Source organism: Saccharopolyspora oryzae (assembly GCF_027853915.1).
GTDB classification, from domain to species: Bacteria; Actinomycetota; Actinomycetes; order Mycobacteriales; family Pseudonocardiaceae; genus Saccharopolyspora; species Saccharopolyspora oryzae.
The window spans coordinates 45,460-56,826 of the sequence record NZ_JAQGLA010000044.1; the positions used below are offsets into that span (position 1 = coordinate 45,460).

Genomic DNA, 11,367 nt, shown 5'->3' on the forward strand with positions numbered 1-11,367 from the left:
GGACCCGTGAGCACTTTGTGGTGCCATAGCCCCAGAAAGTGCTCACGGGCCCGGTGGCGCCGTCACATCCAGTCGTCGGGGTGGAGACCGGTCAGGAAGGCTTCGAGGTCCGGCGGCGGGGGCTGCGATGTCGGGCCGAGGCCTGCGTAGGCGCCTCGGTAGAACAGCAGCGGGCGTTCCGGCGTCGTTTCGCCGAGGGTTTCGACCCGGCCGACGACGATGTAGTGGTCACCCGCTTCGTGCACCGCCTCGATGCTGCAGTCGATCCAGGTCAGCGCACCCGTCAGCACCGGCGCGCCGGACGGGGCCGGGCTCCAGGACACCTCGGCGAACTTGTCGTCGCCGCTGCGGCCGAACACCGTGCTCACCGGCTGCTGCGACTCCGACAGCACGTTCGCGCAGAAGTGCCCCGCGCGCTCCAGCGCCGGCCAGGCGCGGGACTTGCGCGCGGGGCAGAACAGCACCAGCGGCGGGTCGAGGGACAGCGCGGCGAACGACTGGCAGGCGAAGCCGACCGGTCCCGCCCCGGTGATCACCACGACCCCGGTGCCGAAGTGCCCCAGCACCCGCCGGAACGCCGCCTGGTCCACCGCGACCACGCTCATCGAGCACCGACGCTGAAGTCGTGGCCCCACAAGCTCACAGCGGTGCTCTCGCGGGCGATCCAGTCCTCGTCGTCGACCTGGCGGCCTTCGCAGCCGAACTCGACGTCGAAGCCGCCGGGGGTCTTCATGTAGAACGACAGCATCAGGTCGTTGACGTGCCGTCCCAGCGTCGCCGACAGCGGCACCTTCCGCCGCTGCGCCCGGTCCAGCGTCAGGCCCACGTCGTCGACGTCGGCGACCTCGACCATCAGGTGCACGATGCCGCTGGGCGTGGGCATCGGCAGGAACGCCAGGCTGTGGTGCCGCGGGTTGCAGCCGAAGAACCGCAGCCACGCCGGGTCGCCGTCGGACGGGCGGCCGACCAGCTCCGGCGCCAGCCGCATCGAGTCGCGCAGCCGGAATCCCAGCACGTCCCGGTAGAAGCGCAGCGCCGCCTCGTCGTCGTGGGTGGACAGCACCACGTGCCCGAGCCCCTGCTCCTCGGTGACGAACCGGTGCCCGTACGGGCTGACCACGCGGCGGTGCTGCAGCGCCACCCCGTGGAAGACCTCCAGCCCGTTTCCGGACGGGTCGGCGAACTTGATCAGGCCGTTGACCCGCCGGTCCGCCAGTTCTCCAGCGGTGCCCTCCTTGTACGGGACGCCGGCCGCGTCCAGCCGTTCCCTGACCTCGTCGAGCTCCTCCTCGGTGGCGACCTCCCACCCGGCCGACTCCAGCCGGTCCTGCTCGCCCGGCAGGATCACCAGCCGGGCCGGGAAGTCGTCCATCCGCAGGTAGAGCGCGTCCGGGTCGGGTCCGCTGCCTTCGACCATGCCGAGCACTTTCAACCCGTACACGCGCCACGCTTCGACGTCGGTGGCTTCGATGCGCAGGTAGCCGAGCGAACGAATGCCCACGGCGGGCCTCCTCCCACGTGCCAGGACCTCAGTCGAGCAGGAAGTCCTGGGCGATCCGGTTGAATTCGGCGAACTTCTCCAGCTGCGCGCGCGGGATCAGCTTCAGCGCGAGCAACGCGCCGTCCAGCGGGTTGACCCGGTCCTCGCGGCCCCAGACCAGCAGCACCCGCTGCCGCAGCCGGTGCACCTCCCGCCACAGCAGGCCTTCTTCGTAGGTGTCGGGCTGCATGAACGACGCGCCCATGGCGCGCATCGCGGCCAGCGACTCCGGCGTGGACGCTGCGGCGAAGCGCTCCTCGACGAGCTCGTCGGTGATCAGCGACTGGTCGTGGACCATCGTCCGCAGGAAGTCCGCGAGCTTCTCCTTGCTCGGGCCCGGTGGTGCGCCGAACGCGCTGAGCTTGCGCACGCCTTCGGTGGGATCGGGCGCGAACACGTTCAGGCTCAACCCGCCCGGCCCCATCAGGACCAGTCGTCCGGCGCGGTCCGGGTGGTTGAGCGCGAAGCGGACCGCGGTGCCGCCGCCCAGCGAGTTCCCGAGCAGGTGCGCGCGTTCGACGCTGAGCTCGTCGAGCAGTTCGAGCAGCGCGGAGGCGCTGTGCGTGAAGTACTGGCCGTGCTCGGTGGGCTTGTCCGAGCGCCCGAAGCCGGGCTGGTCCACCGCGATGACGTGGAAGCGCTCGGCGAAAACGGGGATGTTGCGGGAGAAGTTGCTCCACGACGAGGCGCCAGGACCACCTCCGTGCAACATGACCACAGTGGACTGGGCCGGGTCGCCGGCCTCGTGGTGGTGCAAGGTCAGCCCGGACGGCAGCTTCGTCGTCCGGCTCGTGCTGTCGAAAGTGACCATCAGACCATCGTGTCCTTCACTGGCTGGCCGAATTCTCCGGTACCGAACATCAGGTAGGCGCGTTCCAGGTCGTTGGCGGCGTGCACGCGGCCGGCGTGGGCGTCGCGCCAGAAGCGCTGGATCGGGGTTCCCGACCACAGCGCGCGACCGCCGGAGTTCTCGAAGAGCCGGTCCACCGCCGAGATCGCCCGCGCGGTACCCCGCACCTGGTCGCGACGAGCGCGCAGCCGCAGCGAGAACGGGATCTCCTCACCGGCCTTGGCCAGCTCGTACTCCTCGGACAGGTTGTGGGTCAGCTGCAGCCAGGCCGCGTCGATCTCGCTGGCCGCTTCGGCGATCCGCACCTTGGCGAACGGGTCTTCCTTGACCTTCTCCCCCGCGAACGCCGCCCGCACGCGCTTGACCTGGTGGTCGACGTGCGCGTCGTAAGCGCCCTGGGCCATGCCGATGATCGGCGCGGTGATGGTCGAGGGGTGCACCGTGCCCCACGGCATCCGGTACAGCGCCGAGGTGTTGACCTCGTGACCGGGGCACTTGTTCTGCGACATCGCGATGAAGCTCAGCGCCCGGTGCTGCGGGATGAACGCGTTCTCCACCACGACGTCGTTGCTGCCGGTGCCGCGCAGGCCGACGGTGTCCCAGACGTCCTCGATCCGGTAGTCGCCGCGCGGCAGCAGGTAGGTGCAGAAGTCCACCGGCTTGCCGTCGCCGTCCTCGACCGGGCCGCCGACGAACACCCACGAGGCGTGGTCGCAGCCGGAGGAGAAGCTCCAGCGCCCGTTCAGCAAGTAGCCGCCGTCGACGACCTTCGCCTTGCCCATCGGCGCGTAGGACGAGGAGATGCGGGTGTTCGGGTCCGCGCCCCAGACGTCGTCCTGCGCCTCCTGCGGGAACAGGGCCAGGTGCCACGGGTGCACCCCGAGGATCGAGGCGACCCACCCGGTGGATCCGCAGGCGCTGCCGAGGAGTTTGACCGCGGTGTAGAACTCCAGCGGGTCGGCCTCGCAGCCGCCGTAGCGCTCCGGCTGCAGCAGCGAGAAGAACCCGATCTCCTGCAGGTCCGCGATGGTCTCGTCCGGGATCCTGCGCAGCTCCTCGGCTCGCTGCGCCCGTTCCCGCAGGTCGGGCAGCAGTCCCCGGACCCGTTCCACGACTGCTCGACTGTCCTTCATCGGCGCTCCCGTTTCCGCATCTCGTTACCTTCGTGAGCACTTCGGGGTGCTGTGGCGCCCCAAAGCGCTCACGAGCGCTTGAGCTCCAGCGCGATGTCGATGAGCTGGTCCTCCTGGCCGCCGACGAGCTTGCGCTCGCCCGCCTTCACCAGCAGTTCCGCCTCGCTGACGCCGTAGCGCTCGGCTTGGCGGGCGGCGTGCTTGAGGAAGCTGGAGTACACCCCGGCGTAGCCCATCATCAGCGCCGAGCGGTCCAGCAGGCATTCCTCCGGCATGGCGGGGCGCACCACGTCCTCGGCGGCGTCGGCGATGGCGAAGAAGTCGACGCCCGTGCGGATGCCGAGCTTGTCGCACACCCCGACGAACGCCTCGACCGGCGTGTTGCCCGCCCCGGCACCGAAACGCCTTGCGCTGCCGTCGATCTGAACCGCGCCGGCACGGGCCGCGGCCACCGAGTTGGCCACCGCGACACCGAGGTTCTCGTGCCCGTGGAACCCGACCTGCGCCTGGTCGCCCACCTCCGCGACCAGCGCGGAGACCCGCTCGGCGACCTGCTCCAGCACCAGGGCGCCAGCCGAGTCCACGACGTAGACGCACTGGCAGCCGGCGTCGACCATGATCCGCGCCTGCTCCGCCAGCACCTCCGGTGGCTGCGAGTGGGCCATCATCAGGAACCCGACGGTTTCCAGGCCGAGCTCGCGGGCCAGGCCGAAGTGCTGCTCCGACACGTCGGCTTCGGTGCAGTGGGTGGCGATCCGGCACACCGACGCGCCGTTGTCGCGGGCGACCACGATGTCGTCCTTGACCCCGACGCCGGGCAGCATCAGCACCGCGATCTTGGCCCGCTGCGCGGTTTCCGCGGCGATGGTGATGAGTTCCTGCTCCGGCGTGCGGGAGAAGCCGTAGTTGAACGAGGAGCCGCCGAGACCGTCGCCGTGGGTCACCTCGATCACCGGGACGCCCGCGCCGTCCAGCGCCGCGACGATGTCGCGCACCTCGGTCGCGGTGAACTGGTGGCGCTTGTGGTGCGAGCCGTCGCGCAACGAGGTGTCGGTGATGCGCAGGTCCAGCGCATCGGAGTAGGTGCTGGGCAGACCGGTCATCGCACTGCCTCCTTCCGCACGAGCTGCTCGCCCACCCGCACCGCGGCGGCGGTCATGATGTCGAGATTCCCCGAGTACGGCGGCAAGAAGTCGCCCGCGCCCTCGACCTCCACGAAGATCGCCACCCGCGCCTTGCCGCCGGTGGCCGCGGACGGCGGGTCGAACTGCGGCTCCACCAGCAGCCGGTAGCCGGGCACGTATTCGGCGATCTCGGCGGCCATCTTCTCGATGGAGGCGGCGATCGCGTCGGTGTCGGCATCGGCGGGGATCGCGCAGAAGATGGTGTCGCGCATGATCACCGGCGGGTCGGCCGGGTTGAGCACGATGATCGCCTTGCCGCGCTGCGCCCCGCCCAGCACCTCGATCCCGGTGCTGGTGGTGCGGGTGAACTCGTCGATGTTGGCGCGGGTGCCGGGTCCGGCCGACACCGACGCCACCGAGGCGACGATCTCGGCGTACTCCACGGGCACCACCCGCGAGACCGCGTGCACCATCGGAATGGTGGCCTGGCCGCCGCAGGTGATCAGGTTGACGTTCAGCGCGTCGAGGTGCTGGTCGAGGTTCACCGGCGGCACCACGTACGGCCCGATCGCGGCCGGGGTGAGGTCGACGGCGCGGATGCCGGCTTCGGCGTAGCGAGGCGCGTTGGCCCGGTGCACGCCCGCCGAGGTGGCTTCGAAGACGACGTCAGGCCGGTGGTTGTCCAGCAGCCAGTCCACGCCCTCCGCGCTGGCTTCCACACCCAGGTCCGCGGCCCGGCGCAGCCCGGCGCTGGACGGATCGATGCCGATCATCCACCTGGGCTCGATGTGCGCGGACCGGCTCAACTTGTACAGCAAGTCGGTACCGATGTTCCCCGACCCGACAATCGCCGCAGTCGCAGTTCCGCCTCTCCGCGATTCACAGTGGTGGTCGCGTTCGCGATCGATCTCGCGTTTCGCGGTTTCTTGTGGCTGGTTTGCGTCACGGTCCCCTGAGGTGCGGCTGAGGTGGTCCGGGGTTGGCACAGAACTGCTCATCCCGCCTCCTTTCTGCAGGTCATGGGTCGTGAGTGCGAAAACCGGCTGGAACCGGCTTTCGCGCTCACGAGCGGAACTCCAGGGACACGGAGCCGAGGTCGGCTCCTGCGGACCGGAAGTCGGCTCGGAAGATGTCGCCCGGGGTGACGTCGATGGCTCTGGTGCAGGAGCCGGGGAGGACGACGTTCCCCGCTCGCAGCCGGACGCCGTAGGCGGACACCTTGCGGGCCAGCCAGGCCACCGCTGTCGCCGGGTTGCCCAGCACCGCGTCGGACCGGCCGCGCTCGATCGGTTCGCCGTTGCACAGCAGCGTCGCGTCGATCGCGCGGAGGTCGACGTCGCCAGGCGCGATCCGGGCCTCGCCGAGCACGAAGCCGGCCGACGAGGCGTTGTCGGCGATGGTGTCCACCAGGCTGATCCGCCAGTCCGCGATCCGGCTGTCGATCAGCTCGATCGCCGGGACCAGCGCCTCGGTGCCCGCCAGCACGTCGGCCTCGGTGCACTCGGCGGGCAGGTCTTCGCCGAGCAGGAAGCCGACCTCGACCTCCACCCGGGGCACGCAGTAGCGGCTGATCTGAACGGGCTCGTCCTCGGCCAGCCGCATGCTCGCCAGCAGGTGCCCGTAGTCCGGTTCGGAGACGCCCATCATCTGCTGCATGACCGGCGAGGTCAGGCCGACCTTGTGCCCCAGCACCGGTTCGTCGCGGCGCTGCACGTTGAGCAGCTGGACCTGGTAGGCGTCCACCGCGTCGAGCTCCGGGTGCGTCTCCACCAGCGGCGGGATCGGCTCGCGGTGGACCTCGGCGTCCCACAAGCGCTGCGCGATCTCGGTGCGCGCCTCAACTGTCAGCATCGCTCAGCTCCTTCACCGAGTGGACTCCGGCGCGGCGGCCGGAGAAGACGCAGTCGGCCAGGGACAGCCCGCTGATGTAGGAGTTCGAGCAGATCCCGACCGCCGACCGCCCGGCCGCGTACAGCCCCGCGACCGGATCGCCGCGTTCGTCGAGCACCTGCCCGGTGTCCTCGTCGACGCGCAGGCCGCCGAGGGTCAGCACCGGGCACGGGTAGGCCGTGCTGGGTCGCACCGACACGTCCAGCAGCGAGTACGGCGGCTGGTCCACCGGCCGCACGAAGTCCGCCGGTTTCCCGGCGGGATCCGGCTTCCCGGCCCGCGCCGCGTCGTTGTGGGTGTCCACAGTGGCCTGGAGGTGTCCCGGGTCCACGCCTGCTCGGCGCGCCACCGCCTCGACCGTGTCGCCGGTCGCCGCGGTGGCCAGCAGGTATTCCGCCTGCATCCGCTGGAACCACACCGTCTGGCTGCGCAGCTGGTGCTTGGCCCGGCGGCGCAGGTCCCGGTCGACGAGCAGCCAGGCGCGTCCGCCGTGCTCCTCCACGATCGCCTGGCCGTGCGCCGCGCCGTAGCGGGATTCGTCGCCGATGCGCGATCCGCGCTGGTCGACCAGCAGCCCGGACAGCAGCGCGCTCGGCGGTGTGATGAACCGCCATGCGGACACCCGGTCGAGCTTGTCCGGTACCCCGCCGACGCTCTGCCCCAGCCGGATTCCGCTGCCGTCGTCGCCTTGGGTGCCCAGCGGCAGCCCGGCGCGGTAGGCGGGTGCGTGGCGGCGCATCATCTCCCGGTTCGACACGAACCCACCGGCCGCGATGATCACCGCGCGGTCGGCGTGGATCCGCAGCGGTTCCGCGCGGCGTTCCAAGCTCTCGGCGCGCCGGTGCAGCTTCCGGGCCAGTTTCGGCACGTAGAGACCGGGTTTCGCGGCCACCCGACTCACCATCCGGTGCTCGCGTGCCGCCGTTCCGCGCAGCTGCTCGCACTCCACCGCGCAGACCCGCCCGTCGGCGTCGACGACGAGCTCGGTCGCCCGCGTCTGAGTCAGGACCTGCACACCGGCTCGCCGCACGGCCGCGGCCAGTGCGTTGAAGAGCACCTTCCCCGACGTCCCCCGGCCCTTGGTTCGGTGGCCGCGCGGGGCCGGAGGGGCGACGTCGCGGAAGCCGCCGGCGGCTTCGCTGCCCGAGTAGTAGAGGTAGTGCCGGTTGCTCGGGTACGAGGTCTTGTACGGGCACAAGCTGCCTTCGAACGGCACGCCGTGCTCCGCCAACCAGGTGACCATCTCGGTGCTGCCCTCGCAGAACCGCCGCAGGGTGCGCTCCGAGACCGCGTCGCTGACCTCCTGCCGCAGGTAGGCGAACATCGCCTCGGGCGAATCGGACACCCCGGCCGCGCGCTGCTCCCGCGTGCCGCCGCCGGCGTAGACCACACCGCCGGACAGCGCACTGGCGCCGCCACCGCCGAACCGGTCGAGCACCACCACCCGGGCCCCGGCGTGCGCCGCTTCCAGCGCGGCGCAAGCCCCGGCCGCGCCGAAGCCGATGATCACCACATCGGCGTGCAACGTGCTGCGCTGGGCCATCGCATCCTCACCAGTTTGAAACAGGTTCTCTTCACGGCTTCGAGCGAACAACTGCCTGATTTCTGGCTACACCATAGCGCCACTGGCGCAGAAATCTATAACATGTTTCAGTATTGATCGCGAGGCTGATCGCGAGGAGGTGCGATGACCGCAGACAGGTTCGACGTCGTGGTGGTCGGCAGCGGAGCCGCGGGGATGGCGGCGGCGCTGACCGCCGCGCTGCACGGGCTCGACGCGGTGGTCGTGGAGAAGGCCGCCAAGTTCGGCGGATCCACGGCCCGGTCCGGCGGCGGCGTGTGGATACCCAACAACCACGTGCTGGCCGACGCGGGCATCACCGACACACCCGAGGCAGCGCGCAGCTACCTCGCCCACATCGTCGGCGACGCGGTCAGCGCCGAGCGGCAGGAGGCGTTCCTGGACGCCGGGCCGCGGATGCTCGCCGAGCTGCTGCCGCGCACGCCGCTGCGCATGCACTGGGTGACCGACTACGCCGACTACTACCCAGAAGCCCCCGGCGGCCGGGTCGGCGGGCGGTCGATCGAACCGGCGCCGCTGGACGGCCGGCTCCTCGGCGACCTGCTCCCCGACCTCGAACGCGGCTACCGCAAAGCACCGGCGAACCTGGTCATCACGCAGGCCGACTTCCGCTGGCTCAACCTGCTCGCCCGCCACCCGCGCGGTCCCCTCCGCGCCGTGCGCGTCGGGCTGCGCTGGCTGTTCGCCCGAGCCCGCCGCAAGCACCTGCTCGGCCTGGGCCAGGCGCTGACCGCCGGGCTGCGGGTCGGACTGCGCGACGCGGGTGTGCCGGTGCTGCTGAACACGCCGCTGGTCGAGCTGGAGCAGGACGGCGACCGGGTCACCGGTGTCGTCGTGGAACGCGACGGCGAGCGCCGGACGTTGCACGCGCGACGCGGAATCGTGCTGGCAGCAGGCGGTTTCGAACACAACGAGGTGATGCGCAAGCAGCACCAGCGCGATCCGATCGGGACGCAGTGGACCGTCGGCGCCAAGGCCAACACCGGCGACGCCATCCTCGCCGCGCAACGGCTCGGCGCGGACGTGGAGCTGATGGACGACGCCTGGTGGGGCCCGTCGGTGCCGCTGCCCGGCGGCCCGTGGTTCTGCCTCGCCGAGCGCACCCTGCCGGGCTGCATCCTGGTCAACGGCGCAGGTGAGCGCTTCGTCAACGAGGCGGCGCCCTACGTCGACGCGGTGCACGCGATGTACGGCTCCGGCGACGGGCCCGCGCAGAACATGCCGACCTGGCTGATCGCCGACCAGCGCTACCGCAACCGGTACATGTTCGCCGGGCTCGGCCCGCGGCAACCGTTCCCCGGACGCTGGTACAAGCACGGCGCCGTCCACCGCGCCCCCACCATCGACGAGCTGGCCTCGCGCATCGACGTCCCGGCCGACGCGTTGCGCAGCACCGTCGAGCGGTTCAACGGGTTCGCGCGCAGCGGTGTCGACGCCGACTTCCAACGGGGCGCGAGCGGGTACGACCGCTACTACGGCGATCCGACCAACAAACCCAACCCCAGCCTGGCCGCCCTGGAGGTCGCACCGTTCTACGCGGTGAAGATCGTGCCGGGCGACCTCGGGACCAAGGGCGGACTGCGCACCGACGTGCACGCGCGCGTGCTGCGCGAGGACGGCACGCCCATCGACGGGCTCTACGCGGCGGGCAACACCAGCTCCGCCGTGATGGGCCACACCTATGCGGGCCCGGGCGCAACGCTCGGACCTGCGATGACGTTCGGATACCTCGCCGCCCGGCACCTGGCATCCGGCGCGGAACGAGCGGGAGGGACGAGATGACCGCGGCAAGCAACGACGAGGTGCGCACCATCGACGTCGGCACGCCACCCACCAGGTTCGCGCGCGGCTGGCACTGCTTCGGCCTGGCCGAGCAGTACAAGGACGGCCAGCCGCACGCGGTGGAGGCGTTCGGCACGAAACTCGTGGTGTTCCAAGGCGAAGACGGCGAGCTGAACGTGCTCGACGCGTACTGCCGGCACATGGGCGGCGACCTCAGCCAAGGCACCGTGAAGGGCAACGCGATCGCCTGCCCGTTCCACGACTGGCGCTGGTCCGGCAACGGGCGCTGCGCCGGAATCCCCTACGCCAAGCGGGTTCCGCTGCGGGCGCGCACCCGCGCGTGGCTGGCGATGGAGCGCAACAAGCAGCTGTTCGTGTGGAACGACCCGCAGGGCAACCCGCCGCCGGAGCACGTGACGATCCCGGAGCTGCCGGAGGTCGACTCCGACGAGTGGAGCAACTGGACCTGGGACTCGGTGCGCATCGAGGGCTCCAACTGCCGCGAGATCGTGGACAACGTGGTGGACATGGCGCACTTCTTCTACATCCACTTCGCGTTCCCGACCTACTTCAAGAACGTCTTCGAAGGCCACGTCGCCAGCCAGTACCTGACCACCAAGGGCCGGCCCGACATCGGCGCGGGCAGCTACTCCGGCAGCGACAACGTGGCCCGCTCGGAGGCCTCGTACTACGGGCCGTCGTACATGATCGACCGGCTGTGGAACGAGTACAAGGGCTTCACCATCGAGACGATCCTGATCAACTGCCACTACCCGATCACCGCGGACTCGTTCGTGCTGCAGTGGGGCGTGCTGGTCAAGAAGCTGCCCGGGCTCTCCGACGAGGACGCCGACAAGCTGGCCGCCAAGATCGCCAAGAACACCGGCGTCGGATTCCTGCAGGACGTGGAGATCTGGCGGAACAAGACCCGCATCGACAACCCGCTGCTGTGCGAGGAGGACGGCCCGGTGTACCAGCTGCGCCGCTGGTACGACCAGTTCTACGTGGACGTCGAGGAGGTCACCGAGGACATGGTGGCGCGCTTCGAGTTCGAAGTGGACACCACCCGGGCCAACGAGGCGTGGGAGCGCGAGGTCGCGGAGAACCTGGCGCGCAAGGAGGCGCAGAGCTGATGTCCACCTGGGCCAAGGCACCGGACCTCGCCGACCGCCCGCACCAGCGCGACGCGGTCCGCGAGGGCACGGTCGCCGACCGGGACGCCTACCTGCGCGACGGCCTGCGCCCGGTCCAGTGCGAGCGGTGCGCGACGACGGTGCTGGCGAAGAAGAACAGCCCACAGCACACCAGCGTCCAGTGGAGCGCCGAGAGCACCCAGCAGTGCGCGGTGTTCGCGTCCCGCTCCCCCGGCGAACCCGCGGAGTCCTGCCCCGACCTGCGCCGCAGCATCGCCGCAGCCGCCGACGAAGGCCGGCTGGACACCTCCGACCGGTCGTGGGGTGGGTTAA

Annotated in this window: 11 protein-coding genes; 3 read left to right on the forward strand and 8 right to left on the reverse strand. The window is 70.6% G+C overall.

What is annotated here, in order from left to right; genetic code table 11:
• Positions 1–62 precede the first annotated feature (62 nt).
• The 8 genes from hsaB to OU415_RS23475 all read right to left on the reverse strand — a co-directional run bounded on the left by hsaB (position 63) and on the right by OU415_RS23475 (position 8,080).
• The gene (gene hsaB, locus OU415_RS23440; RefSeq protein WP_270951254.1) at positions 63–605 is read right to left on the reverse strand and encodes a 3-hydroxy-9,10-secoandrosta-1,3,5(10)-triene-9,17-dione monooxygenase reductase subunit; all 543 of its coding nucleotides are present in this window, start codon (positions 603–605) and stop codon (positions 63–65) included.
• The gene (hsaC, locus tag OU415_RS23445) at positions 602–1,501 is read right to left on the reverse strand and encodes an iron-dependent extradiol dioxygenase HsaC (protein ID WP_270951255.1); all 900 of its coding nucleotides are present in this window, start codon (positions 1,499–1,501) and stop codon (positions 602–604) included. The genes hsaB and hsaC overlap by 4 nt, the downstream gene beginning before the upstream one ends.
• A 28-nt stretch (positions 1,502–1,529) precedes the next feature.
• Entirely contained in the window at positions 1,530–2,351 is an 822-nt protein-coding gene (hsaD, locus tag OU415_RS23450; RefSeq protein ID WP_270951256.1) for a 4,5:9,10-diseco-3-hydroxy-5,9,17-trioxoandrosta-1(10),2-diene-4-oate hydrolase, read from the reverse strand.
• Positions 2,351–3,523, reverse strand: a complete 1,173-nt coding sequence (gene hsaA / locus OU415_RS23455; RefSeq protein ID WP_270951257.1) for a 3-hydroxy-9,10-secoandrosta-1,3,5(10)-triene-9,17-dione monooxygenase oxygenase subunit — start codon at positions 3,521–3,523, stop codon at positions 2,351–2,353. Before hsaA ends, hsaD begins: the two co-directional genes overlap by 1 nt.
• 68 nt (positions 3,524–3,591) lie before the next feature.
• Positions 3,592–4,626, reverse strand: a complete 1,035-nt coding sequence (gene dmpG / locus OU415_RS23460) for a 4-hydroxy-2-oxovalerate aldolase (protein ID WP_270951258.1) — start codon at positions 4,624–4,626, stop codon at positions 3,592–3,594.
• Positions 4,623–5,555, reverse strand: a complete 933-nt coding sequence (locus OU415_RS23465; RefSeq protein ID WP_270951265.1) for an acetaldehyde dehydrogenase (acetylating) — start codon at positions 5,553–5,555, stop codon at positions 4,623–4,625. The genes dmpG and OU415_RS23465 overlap by 4 nt, the downstream gene beginning before the upstream one ends.
• Positions 5,556–5,709: 154 nt before the next feature.
• The gene (locus OU415_RS23470) at positions 5,710–6,498 is read right to left on the reverse strand and encodes a 2-keto-4-pentenoate hydratase (protein WP_270951259.1); all 789 of its coding nucleotides are present in this window, start codon (positions 6,496–6,498) and stop codon (positions 5,710–5,712) included.
• The gene (locus tag OU415_RS23475) at positions 6,485–8,080 is read right to left on the reverse strand and encodes an FAD-binding protein (protein WP_270951260.1); all 1,596 of its coding nucleotides are present in this window, start codon (positions 8,078–8,080) and stop codon (positions 6,485–6,487) included. Before OU415_RS23475 ends, OU415_RS23470 begins: the two co-directional genes overlap by 14 nt.
• 144 nt (positions 8,081–8,224) lie before the next feature.
• Between OU415_RS23475 and kstD the strand changes: the two genes are divergently transcribed.
• The 3 genes from kstD to OU415_RS23490 all read left to right on the forward strand — a co-directional run.
• Complete coding sequence (kstD, locus tag OU415_RS23480; protein WP_270951261.1) at positions 8,225–9,901, forward strand: 3-oxosteroid 1-dehydrogenase; 1,677 nt, start codon at positions 8,225–8,227, stop codon at positions 9,899–9,901.
• Positions 9,898–11,034, forward strand: coding sequence for a Rieske 2Fe-2S domain-containing protein (locus tag OU415_RS23485; protein ID WP_270951262.1), 1,137 nt, complete (start codon positions 9,898–9,900; stop codon positions 11,032–11,034). Before kstD ends, OU415_RS23485 begins: the two co-directional genes overlap by 4 nt.
• Positions 11,034–11,367: hypothetical protein (locus tag OU415_RS23490; RefSeq protein ID WP_270951263.1), on the forward strand; the 334-nt coding region annotated here is incomplete at its 3' end. The genes OU415_RS23485 and OU415_RS23490, both read left to right, overlap by 1 nt.